Origin of the sequence: Companilactobacillus suantsaicola (assembly GCF_004745525.1) — a bacterium.
Classification (GTDB): domain Bacteria; phylum Bacillota; class Bacilli; order Lactobacillales; family Lactobacillaceae; genus Companilactobacillus; species Companilactobacillus suantsaicola.
On sequence record NZ_RKLY01000005.1, the window covers coordinates 89,434 to 108,611 of the forward strand.

At 38.2% G+C, this 19,178-nt stretch carries 16 protein-coding genes; 13 read left to right on the plus strand and 3 right to left on the minus strand.

Annotation, left to right across the window (positions count from 1 at the left end; genetic code table 11):
* Window positions 1–554 precede the first annotated feature (554 nt).
* The 9 genes from EGT49_RS03070 (at window position 555) to galU (ending at window position 10,829) form a co-directional block, all read left to right on the plus strand.
* Window positions 555–2,015: a Na+/H+ antiporter NhaC family protein gene (locus EGT49_RS03070; RefSeq protein ID WP_135371510.1), complete on the plus strand. Its 1,461-nt coding sequence runs from the start codon at window positions 555–557 to the stop codon at window positions 2,013–2,015.
* Complete coding sequence (locus EGT49_RS03075) at window positions 2,012–3,205, plus strand: NAD(P)/FAD-dependent oxidoreductase (protein WP_135371495.1); 1,194 nt, start codon at window positions 2,012–2,014, stop codon at window positions 3,203–3,205. Before EGT49_RS03070 ends, EGT49_RS03075 begins: the two co-directional genes overlap by 4 nt.
* Window positions 3,206–3,216: 11 nt before the next feature.
* Complete coding sequence (locus tag EGT49_RS03080; protein ID WP_135371496.1) at window positions 3,217–5,025, plus strand: DUF6568 family protein; 1,809 nt, start codon at window positions 3,217–3,219, stop codon at window positions 5,023–5,025.
* 36 nt (window positions 5,026–5,061) lie between these two features.
* Window positions 5,062–5,715, plus strand: coding sequence for a Crp/Fnr family transcriptional regulator (locus EGT49_RS03085; RefSeq protein ID WP_135371497.1), 654 nt, complete (start codon window positions 5,062–5,064; stop codon window positions 5,713–5,715).
* A 778-nt stretch (window positions 5,716–6,493) separates the two neighbouring features.
* Complete coding sequence (locus EGT49_RS03090; RefSeq protein WP_135371498.1) at window positions 6,494–6,949, plus strand: flavodoxin; 456 nt, start codon at window positions 6,494–6,496, stop codon at window positions 6,947–6,949.
* A 2-nt stretch (window positions 6,950–6,951) separates the two neighbouring features.
* Window positions 6,952–7,413, plus strand: coding sequence for a GtrA family protein (locus EGT49_RS03095; protein ID WP_135371499.1), 462 nt, complete (start codon window positions 6,952–6,954; stop codon window positions 7,411–7,413).
* Window positions 7,414–8,145: 732 nt separating this feature from the next.
* The gene (map, locus tag EGT49_RS03100) at window positions 8,146–8,940 is read left to right on the plus strand and encodes a type I methionyl aminopeptidase (protein WP_135371500.1); all 795 of its coding nucleotides are present in this window, start codon (window positions 8,146–8,148) and stop codon (window positions 8,938–8,940) included.
* A gap of 17 nt (window positions 8,941–8,957) precedes the next feature.
* Window positions 8,958–9,914 (plus strand): YihY/virulence factor BrkB family protein, encoded by a 957-nt coding sequence (locus EGT49_RS03105; protein ID WP_135371501.1) that lies wholly within the window; start codon window positions 8,958–8,960, stop codon window positions 9,912–9,914.
* A gap of 3 nt (window positions 9,915–9,917) precedes the next feature.
* On the plus strand, window positions 9,918–10,829 hold the full coding sequence (gene galU / locus EGT49_RS03110) for a UTP--glucose-1-phosphate uridylyltransferase GalU (protein WP_135371502.1): 912 nt from the start codon (window positions 9,918–9,920) through the stop codon (window positions 10,827–10,829).
* Here galU and EGT49_RS03115 read toward each other — a convergent pair whose 3' ends face one another.
* Window positions 10,830–11,114 (minus strand): hypothetical protein, encoded by a 285-nt coding sequence (locus EGT49_RS03115; RefSeq protein WP_135371503.1) that lies wholly within the window; start codon window positions 11,112–11,114, stop codon window positions 10,830–10,832.
* Window positions 11,115–11,205: 91 nt separating this feature from the next.
* On the opposite strand from EGT49_RS03115, the gene EGT49_RS03120 reads away from it, so the two are divergent.
* The 4 genes from EGT49_RS03120 (at window position 11,206) to EGT49_RS12415 (ending at window position 16,512) form a co-directional block, all read left to right on the plus strand.
* Window positions 11,206–12,360: a thiolase family protein gene (locus tag EGT49_RS03120; protein ID WP_135371504.1), complete on the plus strand. Its 1,155-nt coding sequence runs from the start codon at window positions 11,206–11,208 to the stop codon at window positions 12,358–12,360.
* Entirely contained in the window at window positions 12,360–13,598 is a 1,239-nt protein-coding gene (locus EGT49_RS03125; RefSeq protein ID WP_135371505.1) for a hydroxymethylglutaryl-CoA reductase, degradative, read from the plus strand. Before EGT49_RS03120 ends, EGT49_RS03125 begins: the two co-directional genes overlap by 1 nt.
* The gene (locus tag EGT49_RS03130; RefSeq protein WP_135371506.1) at window positions 13,598–14,749 is read left to right on the plus strand and encodes a hydroxymethylglutaryl-CoA synthase; all 1,152 of its coding nucleotides are present in this window, start codon (window positions 13,598–13,600) and stop codon (window positions 14,747–14,749) included. Before EGT49_RS03125 ends, EGT49_RS03130 begins: the two co-directional genes overlap by 1 nt.
* A gap of 1,592 nt (window positions 14,750–16,341) precedes the next feature.
* Window positions 16,342–16,512, plus strand: a complete 171-nt coding sequence (locus tag EGT49_RS12415) for a hypothetical protein (RefSeq protein ID WP_167849734.1) — start codon at window positions 16,342–16,344, stop codon at window positions 16,510–16,512.
* A 52-nt stretch (window positions 16,513–16,564) separates the two neighbouring features.
* Here the strand turns inward: EGT49_RS12415 and EGT49_RS03135 are convergent, their stop codons facing one another.
* Together EGT49_RS03135 and EGT49_RS03140 are read right to left on the minus strand one after the other, a co-directional pair.
* Window positions 16,565–17,359 (minus strand): SLAP domain-containing protein, encoded by a 795-nt coding sequence (locus EGT49_RS03135; RefSeq protein WP_135371507.1) that lies wholly within the window; start codon window positions 17,357–17,359, stop codon window positions 16,565–16,567.
* Window positions 17,360–17,550: 191 nt separating this feature from the next.
* A complete protein-coding gene (locus EGT49_RS03140) occupies window positions 17,551–18,024 on the minus strand; it encodes a nucleoside 2-deoxyribosyltransferase (RefSeq protein ID WP_135371508.1) in 474 nt (157 codons plus the stop codon).
* Between the last annotated feature and the right edge of the window lie 1,154 nt (window positions 18,025–19,178).

The following is a 19,178-nucleotide window of genomic DNA, read 5'->3' on the forward strand; positions in this document are numbered from 1 at the left end:
TAATGTTTTAGGGATAGATGTTCTATTCAAAATTTTATAAGATGATAAAAAGTAACAGTATCTATTTGGGAATTTCCTGAGTAGGTACTATTTTTTTATCCTCAGTTAGAATGATTATTCAATTCAAAATAGGAGTAGTACACAGACCATAAATAAAATTCTAAAGATTTGGAACTGGAACGGTTACCCAAATTAGAATAAATTGCACAAAAGCAAGGAATCGTTATCTAGTCTGGAGCAACAGCTCTGGGAAATGCTCAGCCGTGAAATTTTGGTTAGTGCTTTAGCACTTACCAAAAGGCCAATCTTGGAGACAATTTTCGAACTTAAAAATTGGCTTCAAGTTGTGCCCACAGCGTTCCAGCGTTTCCCAGAGCTGTTGCGGAAGACGGCATCTTACCAACAACATAAAAAAAGTAAATTTTGAACTTTTTTTGTAAAGTGTTAGAAAGATGACATTATTTTTTGCGAAAAGCTGATAGATTAAATTGTGAAGAAGATAACAATAATCAAAGATTTATTTCTGAATGAAAAGAGGGAACGGATCAGTGAAAATGACAGAGGATGGTGAAAAGAAATACGAACTAGAATTTTACGGTGGTAGAAAAATGGGCATGATTCCTATCATCGTCTACATTATTATCAGTGCCGGGTTAGCAATCTTCTTTCAGGTTTATTCAATGAAAGGCTTAGTCTTCGCCTCATTGATTGGCTTATTCTTAGCTTTCTTCTTTGTGAAAAAGAAGGCAAAATACTGGAAAACCATTATTGGTGGGTTGGCACAGTTTGGTAATTCCAAGTTGATATTTACTTTTATTTTAATTGGAATTTTTACTAAGTTGTTGACGGTCGGCAATATCGGTAGTGGCTTCGTTTGGTTGAGTACGAAGTTAAACATTACAGGCGGAGCGTTTGTCGTCTTTACCTTTATCGCTTCAACGATTATCTCAATGGGTACTGGGGCGCCAATTGCTGCAGTCTTTGCAGTTGTACCGATTTTCTATCCACCAGGGATCATGTTAGGAGCTAAAGCGTCAGTTTTAGTTGGGGCAATTTTAAGTGGGGTCTTCTTTGGAGATGCGATGTCGCCAAGTTCTCAAGTTATCAACACGACAATTGATACTCAACATGATGCTAAAACTCATCAGCCGGCGGTATTACGAGAAGTTATGCGAGAAAGAAGTCCATATTTGATTGCTATCGCTTTAGTGAGTGCTGTGATGTTTTATCTGTTTGGAGCTAACGGGACAGAAGTTAGTGAACAACAGTTATTACAAGTGGCGCAAAGTTCTGATGGCAAGGGCTTGATTATGTTAGTTCCAATCGCAATTTTACTGATTATTAGTTTTATTAAACAGGATTTATTTTTAGGGTTATCTTTTGCAACTGTGATTGGATTGATCATGGGAGTTGTTTTTGGAAATTTCCAAGTTAGTGACATCTTTATGATTGGTAAGAATCAAGAGTTGTCAGGCATCTTAATGGATGGAACTTATAGCATGACCGATATCATTATTTCATCCATTCTCTTATTTGGAATGATTGCTGTGGCAGTTGATTCGGGTTGTTTAGATTTATTGTGTGATTGGATTTTGAGCAAGAAAGCTATCCAAACTAAAGTTGGTGCAGAATTAGTTTTAGTTTTGAGTATTGCCGTAATCAATATTCTCTTATCTGGTTGCGTTTTACCAGCCATTCTTTTGTTCGGCGGAGTAGCTGATAAGATTGGACAAAGTGTTGATATTTCGGCTAATAAACGTTCTTATCTACTAACGGGAATGGCAACGACTTTCACTGCGATTGTACCAATCAACAGTGCTTTCGTAATGGGTTCGATGACCTTAATTAGTCAGATGAACGTAAGCGGTGCCACAAATATATCAATAAATCCATTTGAAATCTTTGCATCAAGTTATTACTGCTTGCTACTGACGGTTGTGTGTTTCTTCTGGGTTTTCAAACATAACCAAGAAAGCAGTACCAAGAAAGTTAATTTTGAGGAGGTGAGTGCATGACCGAAGAATTATTAGATACCATCATTGTCGGCGGAGGTCCTGGCGGGCTGACTGCGGCAATCTACGCCGGTCGCGCGGAATTGAAAACTTTATTGATTGAAAAAGGTGGCTACGGGGGACGAATTACCGAAACTGCTGAGGTGAAGAATTATCCGGGAGTCAAATTGGATTCTGGACAGCATTTGATGGAGAAATTCAAAGAGCACGCTCAAAGTAATGATTCAGTTTCACTGAAACGGACTACCGTTACTGATATTAAACAAGTTGATGATGGCTTTATCGTTTCGACTAAACGGAGGGGGGATTTTCACAGTAAGACAGTAATCTTAGATTTAGGAACCGTACCGCGGGAGTTGAATATTCCCGGTGAAAAAGAATTCGCAGGACAAGGAGTTTCCTATTGTGCAACTTGCGATGCGGAATTTTTCAAAGATCAAGAAATCTTTGTAGTCGGTGCCGGTGATCAGGCGATTGAGGAATCGGAATATTTAGCTAAGTTTGCTAAAAAAGTCAATATCGTCGTACTTCACGATCCGGGGGTCCTTGACTGTAATGAAGTTGCCGCTCGAAATATCAAGCGTAATTCCAAGGTCAACTTCATCTGGGATTCCACTTTGAACGCGATTGAGGGTAGCGACAAGGTTGAGAAGGTCCAAATTAAGAACGTCAATACCGGCGAAATTACTGAGCATCAAACTAGCGGCGTCTTCTTCTTTATTGGTATGTCGCCTCAAACGCAGATGGTTGCCGATTTGGCCAAACGAGATGCTCGTGGGTACATTTGTGTCAATAACAAACAGGAGACTAGTGTTCCCGGGCTTTATGCCATTGGTGATTGCACGGACAACTTCTTGAAACAAGTTATCACAGCTTGCGGCGATGGTGCTCGTGCCTTAGTAGCAGCGCAACGTTATATTTCTGAGGAAACGCAATTACACAATATTTTGGACGAACCGAATACTAAAGTGGCGTTTGTTTTCTACGATCCTTATCAAGATGGTGATATTGATCGTGCGAGTGAATTTGAAAAAAAATTACCAGATTATAAAGTTTACAAACAAGATATTTCCAGACAGTCGTTACTCTTTAAGAAAATGGGCTTAAAGAAGACAGTCTGTGCAGCTTTATTTGAAAATGGTTCATCAAAAGTTATCGAAGATATTTCAAAATTAAAATTAGTTAAAAATTAGGAGTGATTATAATGGGTCAACCAACAGTATTTCCACACGGAACAACAATTTATAAACCAGACAAGTGTTTTAACGGATATACGATCGTTCCACTAGTTAATGATGGTGTTTTACTTTTTGATATGAACGGTAATGAAGTTAGATGTTGGAATATGCAAGGGATGCCACCAAAACTGCTCAAAGGTGGTTATGTTCTTGGTAGCTCTGGTTTCAGACATCCTGACTATGGTATGCAAGATGGTGTTAACTTAACTGAAATTGATTATGACGGTAATATCGTTTGGCAATTCGATAAATTTGAAAAGATCGACGATCCAGGACGTGATCATCGTTGGATGTCTAGAAGTCACCACGATTTCCAAAGAGAAGGTAATCCAGTCGGTTACTATGTTCCTGGACAAGAAGCAAAGCCTCTAGAAGGTAACACTTTGATTTTGGCTCACCAGACAATTCATAATCCAGAAATTTCTGACAAGAAACTTTTAGACGATGTCATGTATGAAGTTGATTGGGAAGGTAATATCGTTTGGAAATGGTCACTCAGTGAACACTTCGATGAATTAGGTTTTGACGAAGCTGCCAAGAATGTCTTATTCAGAGATCCTAATATGCGTTCATCAGACGGTGGTGTCGGTGATTACATGCACGTTAACTGCATGAGTTATCTTGGACCTAATAAGTGGTACGATGCCGGGGATGAAAGATTCAAACCAACTAATATTATTTTTGATAGTCGTGAAGCTAATATCTTAGCCATTCTTGATAAGGATACTGGTCATCTAGTTTGGAAGATTGGCCCTGACTTTAATGCGACCCCAGAACTTAGAAAACTCGGTTGGATCGTCGGTCAACATCACTTCCACATGATTCCCAAAGGTTTACCTGGTGAAGGTAACTTGATGGTCTTTGATAATGGTGGTTGGGCCGGATATGGTACACCAAATCCATCTTCAAAGATTGGTAGCAAGAACGCTACTCGTGATTACAGTCGTGTTATCGAGTTTGATCCAACGACTCTAAAAGTTGTTTGGGAAGTAACACCAAAAGACTTTGGGGATGCTATTCCAGTTGATGCAAGTAAATTCTACAGCCCATACGTTTCATCAGCTCAACGTTTGCCAAACGGTAATACTTTAATTGATGAAGGTTCAGATGGTCGCTTGATCGAAGTTACTAAAGAAAAGGAAATTGTCTGGGAATGGATTTCACCATATTACTCACACAGTGACGAAGGTCAACCTAAGAACAACATGATCTATCGTGCCTATCGTTATCCATACGACTACGTTCCTCAAGAACCAACACCTAAAGAGGTTGCTATCGAACCAATCGACAATACAACTTATCGTGTTCCCGGTGCTGGTAAATTTGGAGCTAAGAAGGTCGTCGATGTAAAAGGTACTTTGCCATATTACAAAGATGTCGCTTTGTGTGTCGCAACTGATGATGAAGAGGATGTCGTTAATAAAGAAAAAGTCTTCGATGTTGATAAGGACTTCTTCAAACCTTTGACAATTGATGATTTCGATGCCGCAGTTGAAAAGTCCGATAAACCAAATCTAGTTTTATTTGGAGCTGAGAGATGTGTTCACTGCAAGGCTTTGCATCCAGTACTAGAAGAAGCTTTGAAGGAAGACTTCAAGGACAAATTCAATATTTACTATGTTGATGTCGATGCCAATACGAAACTAGCTGAAAGAAACAAAATCGCCGGTATTCCAGTAGTTGTCATCTTCGATAAGGGTGAGGAATTACAGAGATTCCACGGCGAAAGAGATTACGATGACGTTTGTGATTTCTTAGACGATGCTTTAAAGTAAAGTCAATTAAGATTGCGTGATGGGAGGAAAACAGTTTTGGAAAAATCGGATTTTATCAACGGAATTTTGCACCATCCTTTAGTAGCCAACAATTATCGAATTGAAAGCTACAAGAGAAATACGATTATCCGGACTCCAGGAACTCTGATCACGCATGTCGGTATCGTCATGGATGGCTATCTGAAGGCTATCAGCTACTCGAAATATGGCAAAGAAATGTGTGGTTCGATCTTTGGTCCCAACAGCATCATCTTGGAATATCTTTATTTATCGGGTGATATGTATTACACGTACAATCTAGCCTCAATCAACAACTGCAAAATTTGTTGGTTACCAATCGAAATTTTCTCAAAAATTGTTCTCGACGATAAGAAATTCTCTAAAATTTATATTCAACAATTAGCACAGCGTGGACTGGAAAATCAACGTTTGATTGCCTGCTTGGGTTATAAGACGGTTCGAGAAAGAATTGCTTACTGGATTTTAAGTGATGGCGTTTTATCAACTGAAGAAGGGTCTAATTTGAAGGTTAAGTTCCCAGTCTCACAAGAAGCATTCTCAGAAATTCTGCACGTCACTCGATCCTCCTTGAATCAAGAGTTACACAAAATGAGCAGCGAAGGGTTCTTCCAAATAAGCCACAATGTTTTGACGCATATTGATAAAGAGAAGCTGGTTTCAGAGATATAAAGAGTGGTGGTCTGTGAAATATGCCGCCCTCCGCAACAAACTCAATTTTGGGCTGGAATGCACTCTGGACCGACTTGGAGCCAATTTCAAAAACCGGAAATTGTCTTCAAGCTCGACCTTATTCTAAGCAATAAATTGCTAAGAATAATTTCACCACTGAGCCCAAATCGAGTTTGTTGCTCCGGGCTGAATAACGGTTTTATGTGTTATTTCTTTCTAATGTTTTAGGGATAGATGTTCTATTCAAAAATTTTATAAGATGATAAAAAGTAACAGTATCTATTTGGAAATTTCCTGAGTAGGTACTGTTTTTTATTGCAATAAGTTGAAAAAAGGCATCCATTTTTATTGTGAGCAAAAGCAATTTATGCACTCTAAAAATGGATGCTATTTTTTTATCCTCAGTTTGAATGAGTATTCAATTCAAAATAGAAGAAATTATCCAAATCAGTATAAATTGCATAAAAACAAAGAATCACGATTTAGTCTGGAGCAACAGCTCTGGGAAATGCTCAGCCGTGAAATTTCACTTAACGCTTTAGCGTTTAGTGAAAGACCAATCTTGGAGACAATTTTCGGGCTTAAAAATTGGCTTCAAGTTGCGTCCACCGCGTTCCAGCGTTTCCCAGAGCTGTTGCGGAAGACGGCATCTAATCACCACCCAAACTACAATGCCAACTCCAACTCTTCTTCCAAAATTAGAACTTTCTTTAATAAGTTGGTTGGGAATATTAATTTTTGCTATAATACTTAAAGATTAAATAATGAGGCGACTACTATGACAAAAGTAAAAATTGTCTATGCCAGTATTACTGGTAATGACGAAGATATCGCTTACGTCTTGACCGAGAAATTCGAGGATTTAGGTTGCGACGTTGATATGAGTGAAGTTTCTCAAACTGATGCATCTGATTTTGAAGATAGTGATATTTGTATCGTTGCAAGTTATACCTACGATGAAGGCGTGGTTCCTGATGAAGCCTTGGACTTTTACGACGATATGCAAGACCTTGATTTAAGCGGCAAAGTGTATGGCGTGTGTGGATCAGGCGATACTTTCTATGAAGATTTCTGCCGAGCAGTTGAAGAATTTGGCAAAGTTTTTGAACAAGTCGACGCTACTCGTGGTGCAGAACCAGTCAAAATCGAACTCGACCCTGATCAAGAAGATATCGACAATCTCGATGAATTTGCAGATCAAATTTACAAAAAGGCACAAGAAATGGATCTATAAAAATGAACTTCTTAAAAAAATATCGTAATTTTGGAGTTTATTGCCTTTTCGGATTCCTAGCTTCACTTTTGAACATCGGAATCTTTGATTTAGCACACAACGATTTCCACATCCCCTTGTGGATTGCCAACACAATTGCTTGGTTCATTTCGAATTTCTTTTCATTTTTCGTAACCAAGTTGTATGTTTTTAAATCAGCAATGGAAAACTTCAAGAAAATGTTGCATGAGGGTATATTTTTTCTAGTGTCACGCATATTTTCATTGGTCTTTGATGACATCTTCATGATCGTGGCGGTTTTCATTTTTCCATGGAACAACCTAATCATCAAAGCCATCGACCAATTGATCGTGGGACTATTCAATTACTTCTCATCCAAACTAATTTTCAATTACCAAAACCGTCATTTAATAGAGCGGTTAAAAAATCTAAAAGCAAAAAGAAAAAGCCGGAATGAAATCTAATTCGTTCTGGCTTTTTTGTGTGGTAGGATGCCGTCTTCCGCAAAAACTCTGGGAAATGCTGGAACGCTCTGGGCACGACTTGGAGCCTTTTCAAACCCGGAAAAGTCTTCAAGATCGGCCTTCTTGTAAATGCTAAAGCATTAACAAGAATTTCAGGGCTGAGCATTTCCCAGAGTTTTTGTTCCAGACTATAGAACAATTCTGATTTTTATTGAGATAATATCTCGTGGGGGGTGTATCACGCTCTATTCTGAATTCGGTTTAGATTTTTGTTCTTCATAAAGATTTTCTTAAAGAATAGAAGTACTATTCCAATTCTCTCAGAACTGTTTTCCAACATAGTGTGACACCAATTAAAAATTCACTTCCATAAAAATAAGAACAAAGGTTAATTTCAATAGAACATCTATTTCTAAGAGAATGGAAATCAAATATCTCATAGATTCGCTATTCAGCACCGGAGCAACAAAGCTGATGGGCTCAGATGTGAAATTATTCTTAGCAATTTATTGCTTAGAATAAGGTCGAGCTTTGAGCTTTTTCCGGGCTTGAAAAAGCTCAAAGTCGGCCCACATCGTTCCAGCCCAATCAGCTGTGTTGCGGAGGGCGGCATACTACCCCCAACACAGCAATCCTCCAAGACTAGCTTTGCCATGGAGGACACCATACTACCTCAAACCCAACAATGTTATAATAAAAATAACTTTATTTTTTGAAGGGACATGTTAAATAGTGATCACATTAAAATCTGCAAGAGAAATCGAAGGAATGCGTAAGTCTGGAGAATTGCTTGCAAATACTCATATTGGTTTGCGAGACATTATCAAACCAGGAATTTCTTCAATGGAAATTGAAAATTTTGCTAACGACTATATCGAATCTCACGGTGGCCGTCCATCAGAAAAAGGCTTTGAAGGCTATAAATACGCAACTTGTGTCTGTGTTAACGATGAAGTTGCCCATGGAATTCCCCGTAAGAACCTAATTTTAAAGAGTGGCGACGTTTTGAAAGTCGACATGACAGTTAACCTCAATGGTTATGAAAGTGATTCTTGCTGGACTTATGCCGTCGGAGATCTTTCAGCTGAGGATAAAAAGTTGATGGAAGTAACTCACAAAGCGCTTTACTTAGGTATCGACCAAGCGGTTGTCGGTAATCGTTTAGGCGATATCGGTTATGCCATCCAACATTATGTTGAAGATGAGAATCACATGGGGGACGTTCGTGATTTGATTGGTCACGGCATCCAACCAACTATGCATGAAGCTCCCAACGTGCCACATTACGGTGAACCAGGCAAGGGTTTGCGTTTGCGTGAAGGTATGACAATCACAATTGAACCAATGGTCAATTTAGGAACTTGGGAAATCAAGGACAAATTTGTGAAAGCTGATGGGTGGGAATACTTTGTTTCTGCCGACGGAACTGATTCGGCGCAATATGAACATACCATTGCCATTACTAAAGATGGTCCAAAGATTTTGACCTCACAAGATCCTGAATATGACGCTAAATACTTACTATAAAAATGGTGTAGAGAATAATGGATGAAAAACCACAAGTGCCTTTATTTCGGCAATCAATAACTAATAAGCAAAAGTTCATTGGTTTTGTTAAATATGTCACTCAAGCTATGTCTGACTCAAATGTCCCTATGGCTTCAAAGGCAATCACATATTATATTCTGTTGTCGTTATTTCCAGCAGTTATTGTTGTGGGAAACTTAATTCCGTTGTTGCACTTGGATAAGCCAACTGTAATTAGCTACATTGAATTCATATTACCAGACGATCTTCATCATTATTTTTTACCAACGATAACGAAGGTTTTATCTAACTCGAACAAGGGTGTCTTGTCAGTTGGTATCGTCGTTGCCTTATGGGCGATTTCACGTGGTTTGAACATTGTGCAAATGACGATGAATGAAGCTTATGGCTTAGACGTTAACAACTTATTCGTCAATCAAACCTTCGTCAATTACATCATTCGCAGGGCTTTTGCCTTCTTGATGACTCTGATGCTTTTGTTGATCGGCGTGATGGCTATCGTAACGTTTACATTCGGCCAAATTTTTTTAAATTGGCTAATACCTTTGTTACGCATACGTCCAACACTTTTAGATGTTTTCGCGCGTTGGAAATGGCCATTCGCTATTGTTATAATGTTGATGATCGTTTTTGCTTTGTTTTATTTTTTACCCAATATTCATCTGAAATTCTATTACATTATTACTGGCTCAATCGTAACTAGTATTGGTCTATTAGGGTTGTCACAGTTGTTCTCGTATTATTTGAAATACTTTGGTTCAGCCTGGGACAATTACGGTACGATCGGTGCCATCATTGTATTCTTGTTGTGGGTGAATATGTCAGTGACAATCTTTTTATTTGGGAATGCCGTTAACGTTGGGTTCGCTCAAGCTTATGGCGGTCCATTTTTAAGGAAGAATACTGGTAAGTTAACTAGTTATCTGAAATCGCACGAAAAGGAGAATAATTGATTTATGAAAGTAAGAAAAGCAATTATACCAGCAGCAGGATTAGGAACAAGATTTTTACCAGCAACAAAGGCACTAGCAAAGGAAATGCTACCAATTGTTGATAAGCCAACCATTCAATTCATCGTTGAAGAAGCTAAGGCTTCAGGAATTGAAGATATTTTAATTATCACTGGTAAGAATAAGCGTTCAATCGAAGACCACTTCGATTCTGTTCCTGAATTGGAACAAAACTTGGAAGCTAAAAATAAGACAGCTCTCTTGAAAGTTGTTCAAGAAACAACTGACTTGGGCGTTAACTTGTATTACAGTCGTCAAGCTCATCCAAATGGTTTGGGAGACGCCGTAGCTCAAGCTCGTTCATTCGTTGGTGATGAACCTTTCGTAGTTATGTTGGGTGATGATTTGATGAAGGACAAGGTTCCTTTGACAAAACAATTGATCAACGATTATGAAAAGACTCACGCTTCAACACTTGCTGTTATGAAGGTTCCTGAAAAGGAAGTTTCAAAATACGGTGTGATTGATCCTGAAGGTGAAAACGAACCAGGACTTTACAACGTTAAGAAATTCGTTGAAAAGCCTAAGATGGAAGATGCTCCAAGTAATTTGGCTATCATCGGACGTTACTTGTTGACACCAGAAATTTTTGATTTGTTAGCAACTCAAAAACCAGGTGCTGGTAACGAAATCCAATTGACAGATGCCATTGACCGTATGAACAAGACTCAACGTGTCTTCGCTCACGAATTCAAGGGTGAAAGATTCGATGTCGGTAATAAATTTGGTTATGTAAAGACAAATATTGAATATGGACTAACACATCCCGAAGTTAAGGATGAATTGAAGTCATATATTCTTGACCTTGCAAAAGAACTTGAAGCAAATGACAAGCCAAGCAAGAAATCAAATAAATAATTAACCTAATAATAAACAGTCATTAGCAACTCGAAAACCGAATAGTTGCTTTTGGCTGTTTTTGCTTTGGTAAAAAATTGGCAATTCGTAATTTTCTTTTTGATTAAGCAAAACGAGAAATTCCCAGTTTTTTAAACCATGCAAAGTTTTGGAAGTTTTTAAAAAGATGCCGTCGATAGTTTTTTCAAGATCAACGACTGGTAATTGTTGGTCACCATCTTCAATAAAGATACGGTTATTCTTTTTGAAATCATTCAATAATAAGATTAAATCAATAGTACGCATAAGAAATCTCCACTAAATAATTGTTTTTAAAGCCTTTTTAAATTATTATGAAAGCTTAAAGATATTTTACCAAGTTTGAAGGGAAAAAATTATGGATCCGATTGTAATTATAGATGCGAAAAGAACTGCGATTGGCAAGTTTCGCGGTCAATATGCAAAACTTAGTGCGGTTGAACTAGGTGTTCAACTAGTCAAGAAGCTTTTAGATATGAACAAGGTTGATCCTAAAAAAGTTGACCAATTTATTTTTGGAAATGTTTACCAAGCTGGCATGGGGCAAAACACTGCTCGCCAAATTGGCTTAAAGTCAGGTGGTCGAATCGATTCGACCGCTATGACAATCAATCAAGTCTGTGGCTCAGGGATGAAAGCCGTCTATGAAGGACTCTCAGCAATTGCCATGGGAAACGCTGAAATCGTGGTTGCTGGTGGAGTAGAGAGTATGTCCAACGCTCCATTCTTCGCCAGACGATCAGGCAAGATGGAAGTCAGTCCTAAGTTGTCCGACACCTTGTTCAATGACGGTTTAAATGATGCCTTTAACAATTTACCAATGGGTATCACCGCTGAAAATGTCGCCAACAAATATCACGTGACTCGCTTGCAACAAGATGAGTTTGCCTACAATTCTCATCAAAAAGCCGCTCAAGCACAAGCCAAGTTAGCTAAAGAAATTATTCCGATTGAAGTCGACGGCCAAGAAATCACGACTGATCAATCAATTCGTCCTAGTACGACCTTAGAACAAATGGGCCAACTTAGAACAGTCTTTGATAAAAAGGGAACTGTCACGGCAGGAAATTCTTCACCGATCAATGATGGTGCAGCCGCCGTTATTATGATGAAAGAGTCTCGAGCTAAGGAACTGGGCGTAAATTATGTGGCTAAAATCACTGGTTACACTGAAGTTGGGATTGATCCTAATTATATGGGTTACTCTCCATATTATGCAGTCAAAAAATACTTTGACAAATATCAAACTGGCTTATACGATTTCGATTTGTTTGAAGTCAACGAAGCTTTTGCCTCGCAAGCAGTTGCTGTTTCAAGAGACTTAAACTTACCAGCAGATAAGTTAAATATTTATGGAGGAGCAATTGCTTTAGGACATCCACTAGGAGCCACAGGAGCACGAATGATTGCTACTTTGATTAATTCCTTACAACAAGAGAAAAAACACACAGGCCTGGCCTCATTGTGTATTGGCGGTGGTATGGGTATGGCTATGGGAATCGAGTTAATTTGATGAAAATTTACCAAATGACTAATGAACAACGAATCAATTACTTATTAGAAAATAAGGTTATCGATTCAGAGCAAGCCCAAATTTTGAAAGACCGTAAACCGATTGGAGTCGACCTGGCAAATAGCTTGAGTGAAAACCAAATCGGGGTCTTTAGTCTGCCATATGGCTTTGCCACAGATTTTTTGATTGATGGGAAAGATTATTTGGTGCCAATGGTGATTGAAGAACCTTCTGTGATTGCAGCAGCTTCGAACGCAGCTAAACGAATCAAGAACAGCGGTGGTTTCAAAACTTTTCCCAGTTCACGAATCGTTTATGGCCAAATTGTTTTAGAGAATCTGTCCGCTCAGGATGTGGAAAAACTCGATACGCAAAAGACAGAGATTTTTGAATTTGCCCAAGAAGCCCATCCTAGTTTGATCAAGCGCGGTGGTGGAGTGGTTTCTTTGAATTTTAACCGTTATGAGGACTTTTTTGAAATCGAGATCGGCATTGATACAGTCGATGCGATGGGAGCCAATCTGGTCAATTCGATTTTAGAAAAAACGGCTCAAAAAATTGCGACTATCATTTCTGGGGATGTGCTCTGCAGTATTTTGTCTAACAGTGGTATCAGTCAAGTCATCACTGTCCAAGCAAAAGTGGCGTTTGAACAACTTGCTACTAAAACGATGTCGGGAAGTGAAGTCGCTAAAAGAATCGTTAAATTAGCAAACTTTGCCCAGCAATCAACTAAGCGAGCCATCACGCACAATAAGGGTATCATGAATGGAATCGACGCAGTTTATTTAGCCACCGGTAATGATTTTCGAGCCGAAGAAGCTGCCGCTCATAGTTTTGCAGCTGAAAAAGGATATCAGCCTTTCAGTCAGTGGGAAATCGTTGGTGATCAGTTAGTTGGAACTTTGAAGATGCCGATTGAACTAGGTAGTGTTGGTGGAGCTATTAGTGCTATGCCGATGGCTCAATTGAGTTTAGCAATGATGAAAATCGATAATAGCAAACAACTCCAATCAGTTGTCGCGAGCGTTGGTTTAGCTAACAATTTATCAGCTTTACGAGCTCTGGTTACGACCGGGATTCAAGCAGGACACATGGGCTTACAGAGTAAATCGCTTGCCGTATCAGCTGGGGCAAAGGGTTCAGAAATCGAACAAGTTTCTCAAGTTTTGAATCAAACGAAGAATTATACTATCGCAAATGCAAAAGATATTTTAACTAAATTAAGAGGTAAATAATGGATATAGGTATTGATAAAATAGGTTTTTATGTTCCTAAGGATTACATTGATATAGTTGAGTTAGCTAAGGCTAGGGATGTTGATCCTGACAAGTTTACAATCGGGATTGGTCAAGACAAACAAGCTGTTCCTAAACCTTATCAAGATGCCGTGACTCTGGCCGCAAGTAGTGCTGACAGTATTTTGAGCGCTGAAGATAAAAAAGATTTAGGTTTGTTGATTGTGGGAACAGAAAGTAGTGTCGACGAATCAAAGTCAACTGCAGCCTTTTTGATGGATCTCTTGGATCTACCTGAAGACATTCGTGCTTTTGAAATCAAGCAAGCTTGTTTTGGCGCTACTGCCGGTTTAATGACAGCCTATGATTATATCAGTCAAAACCCCGACAAGAAAGCCTTAGTGATTGCGACTGACATTGCTCGTTACGGAATCAAAACTCCTGGAGAAGTCACTCAGGGTGCGGGTTCAGTTGCGATGATCGTCAGCCAAAATCCCCGCGTGTTGAAACTAAACCACAAGTCAGTTTACATGACTAAAAATGTGGGTGATTTCTGGCGTCCTACGTTCTCCAAGACTGCTTTTGCCCGTGGCAAGTACTCTAACGAAATCTACGTCGACTTCTTCCAAACTCTTTGGGACAAGTATCAAGCTAAGTACGACGCAACAATCGACGATTTTGATACATTATTATTCCATATTCCCTACACGAAGATGGGCACGAAGGCTTTGAGAACTCTCGACGGAAAAATTGATGCCGATAAGTATGCCGAATTGACATCACACTATCAAGCAAGCATTCGCTTCAGCCGCTCAGTCGGTAACCTCTATACCGGTTCACTTTATTTAGGATTGTTGTCATATTTAATCAACGGTGCTAAGGCAGGCGAGAACTTGTTAATGTTCAGTTACGGTTCAGGGGCCGTCGGTGAGTTGTACAGTGCAGAAATTCAACCAACTTTTGCACAAGGATTTGATCAAGCAAATATCTTGAAGATGTTAGATGATCGTCAAAAGATGAGTATTGAAGCTTACGAAAAAATGTATCAAGTTGAATACGAAAACGGCACGATCGTTGACCCGGAGACAGTTAGCGAGAAGTTCTATTTGAGTGAAATCAAGGACAATGAACGGCTATACAAAAAGGCATAGTTATTTGTTGCAAACGCTTACAGGAGATGTTATATTAAAGACGTGGTAAAGATGAAATGCTTAGGAACTGTAGCCCTAAAAGATTTTGATTAAGAAAATTTTATCGTTTCCAGGAGATGGTAGGATTAGTAAAAAACAAAAGACAATTAGAGTAGTACAGCTCAACAGCATGATTGGGACTAGCAACAAGATTTAACAAAAGATCGACCTTTTTAAGTAGTCGCGCAAGCTCAAGACATGATTTGCTAGGATCCAAAGTTGAACAAATTAGAAGTATTTTTATAGTAAGATATGTACCAAGTAGTAAGATTCATTTATAAGATAGATTCAGTATAAAAGTTGATGAAACTGCAGTAAATTTCATCTTACCACTTATATCTAACTAGAGGGCCCTCCAGAGTGCGAGGGTCCTTTTTGTTTGTACTGGGAGTGGGATGAGATAGAGTAGTTCTGTATTTTGGTTGGGTGTGGGAACGCTGTCTTCCACAAAAACTCTGGGAAACGCTGGAACGCTCTGGGCACGACTTGGAGCCTTTTCAAACCCGGAAAAGTCTTCAAGATCGGCCTTCTTGTAAATGCTAAAGCATTAACAAGAATTTCAGGGCTGAGCATTTCCCAGAGTTTTTGCTCCAGACTGGAGATCGAATCTATGCAGCATTTGGGTGAGTTCTGGAATTAGATAGACTTCTATTCAGATTTAGTACTCAACTGATTTATGGTCTGGATACGTTATAGCGTTGAATATTTTTATTGGTTTAATTTTGATATAAAAAAATAGAAGATCCTACTAGAATCGCAGGAAAATGCTGTAAACTAGTAGAATCTTTTTCAATTCTTATTATTACTTCTATTTTGAATAAAAAGAGAAAACGTAATAACCTATCAAAATCCCAAATCAGAATAGAAGTAGTATTCCTAAATGAACGGAAAGCAAATAAAAAATAGAATCGTTATTCAGTCTGGAGCACAAAACCTGTGATGGCTCAGCCGCCAAATTCTTGTTAGTGCTTTAGCACTTACAAGAAGGCCTAGTTTTGAGATTTTTCCGGGCTTGAAAAAGCTCAAAATAGCGCCGGCAGCGTTCCAGTCCATCACAGGTTTTGTGCGGAAGATGGCATACTTCCCCCAAACATCCAAAAAAATGTTAGATATTGTTTGTAACCGGTTGCGAAATGATTTATATTATAGGTGTGGTACAGATGAAGTGTCAGGAACCGCAACTCGGTAATCTCGAATTATTTGAGTCGTGTGGTTTAACGACATTTTTGGAACTAGTCACAAGAGTATACATAAAATCGACCTAATTAGTTAGTCGCACAACTATTACGTGTGTTGATTAGGATCCATTAGTTGAAAGTAATTTAAATATTAAGTAGTAAGATTCAATTTTGTTGATGAAACTGCAGTAGATTTCATCTTACCACTTAGATGGGAGTTCTCTGTGTGAGGGCTCTCTTTTTTTGTGTACAGAAAGTCAAATAGCGGTAACTGTTTGGTAGCGTAGGGTTAGAGATTTTGTTATAAACAAATTATTTGTTTAAAAATTTAACGATAATAAAATGGTCATAAATACAAGAGACAAGGCGAGTTTTATGAGAAGAATTGTTCACGATCTGATATTTATGATCTTTTTAGCAATTGATTTGTATGTCATGGTCACATCCCCATTGATCATTGCGATTATTGCATTCGTGATAGGGATTACTTTCTTTACACATAAAATTTTTAATTTTGAAGAGCACTTACGTCATAAAAGAGTGTAAAAAAAATACGGCATCCACGAAAAAGGGATGTCGTATTTTAAATTTACTTTAATTAACCGATAACTTGAACAGTTACATTTTGACGTCCAAAGCTCAAAGCTTGTGAGTTTGGCATCGCAATGTCTAATTGGTTAGGGTTGTTGTAAGCGAACAAACCAGTATCATTGACGATACGATCATAAGTTTGACCGTTACTTGCTGTGATTCTCAAATGTGTACCCTTAGGGAATTTTGAAAGGTTAGCAGCAACACCACTGTAACCCATACTTGAACCAAGAACAGCAGGATCATAAGCTGTAGCTGACATTGTTAGAGTTTGCTTAACGTTGTCTTCTGACATGTATTTACCATTAATCCATTGGTTTCTACCAACATCGTACCAAGTAGAACCGTTAGCAACCTTGCTTGCGTAAACGTGAACCATTGTGCGACCAGTAGCAACATTGCCTGTGAAGTTGCCATTAGGGCCGTCATAAAGGTTTACACCGCCAGCAACGTTAATGTACATATCTTTGTCCAATGAGATAGCAGGTGCTTCAGATGAAGTGTCACTCAAGGCAATCCAAGCGTTAGTACCGACTTCTAGATAAGTTGTGCCATTAATATTAGCTGATTTGATATATTTCCAACCAGTTTTGTTAGCAAGTTTAGCACCAGTACTACCAATTCTGCCTTGGTTATCTGGTTGACCATAAACAGTAGCGCCATTTGTGTTAGTTACGTAAACAACGCCCGAATTATTTACATAGCTGACAGTTGCAGCATCAACAGTAGTAGGAACGTTAACGCCAATCAATGCAAGTGTTGTAACAGTGAATAGTGAAGCCATAAGATGTTTAATTTTCATTATAAAATATTTCCCCCGAGTAAGACTTGGTTTTATTTATTAATCAAATAGTATTTTCTCAACGGAAATAATAATATAACGTCTAGACCACGATTTGTTGAATATAACCCAACTGTAAATTAGTTATAACTTAACTGTAAAAGCACTGTAATTGAATTGAAATAATATTTTGTCAAAATATTAAAAATAATTTATAGATATTTTTTAATCTCGTCTAACATGCTGTCAATATTGTTAACGACAATACCATTCATTTTGATTAAACCAATCGTATAATTATTGATATAAGCAAAAGGATTTTCACCGATTGTACCTACAGCCTGAAGCTTTTCAGGATTCTCCACGCCATGTTGACGAAGGTCAGTGTAAACTCCAACAATAGGGATTTCCTTTCCAAAAGCCAAACCAATTTCTGAGGCCACGCCATCGTCCATTGTGTCACCATCAAGAATTGCGACCACTAAGTCGGAAGAAAGTAATTCTTTGTTATCTTCTTGAGCAATTTTGATAGAATCGGCGTAATTCATTTTGTCATTGATATCACCATTTTCTTGAGGTAAATAGACTTCAATTGAATCGTCCATTTTTCTGATCTTATCAACAACGTACTCATTAAACATACGATCGGCTAGTGCGAATAAACCATTGGCAAAATAAATTTTCATTAAAAAATCCCTCTTTCTTTATTTGTACAGTAATATCCTATCATGCAACTAAAGAAAAAAGGGAATTAATTTTGTTATTTAAATAAGCACTATATCATGCTTACGTGAACATTTGTAGTCAATAATAGAAAGATGATTGTACAAAATTGTGAATCTGATGAAAACGGATTAGCTGTAAAATATAGTTACATGCTAAGGGCGAGGTAATCGTCCTAGTTCTGATTAGTTTGTCACCCTCGGATGAACTAATTAGAGACATGTGTATCATCAAACACTGTTTTCTCGTTATTTTCCAGTAGTGCCAACGAGTGATGAGAATCACTCAAACAAGCTGTAGAACAGCTACATATAGCAGAGAAGATCACTTCTCTAGCCTCACTCAACAAAAAAGCCATAATCTTTCTTGATTATGGCTTTTTACTTTGGGTTGGGGGGTGAAGTATGCCGTTCTCCACAAAAAACTCAATTGGGACTGGAGAATGTGGGCACAACTTGAAGCTTTTTTCAAAACCAGAAAAAATCTTCAAGATTGGCCTTATAGTAAGCGCTAACTATAATTTCAGAGCTGAGCCCAATTGAGTTTTTTGTTCCGAACTAAATTTCACTTTTATGATTTATAGATTTTCCATTCCCTTAAAAATAGTGATTCTATTCTGATTGGTTACAAGTATTTTGACAGGTTATTAAGATTTTCCCTATCCAAGATAGAAGTAATAACAGTAAAAAAATAGGATCTTACCAGATTGCCGCATTTTGAAGTGGCTTTAGTAAGATCCTCTTTTTTTATATCAAATCAATGGGAAATTGAAATATTACAGCATGTTCAGACTATAAGTTAGTTAAGTATTTAATTTGAATAGAAACGTATCCTTTTCAGAATTCACAGAAGAACTGCAAAAATGTGAAATTCAGTCTGGAGCAACAGTTCTGGGAAATGCTCAGCCCTGAAATTCCACTTGGCGCTTTCAGCGCCTAGTGGAAGGCCAAACTTGAAGACAATTCCCGTTTTTGGAATTGGCTCCAAGTTGTGCCCAGAGCGTTCTGCGATAATCCTTATATGGTTGACATTTCAAAATAGTATAAAAATGTTAACCCAGTAATGGAGGGATTTTATGCAGAAATATACACCTAATCAAAAAATCAAAACAGTTCAA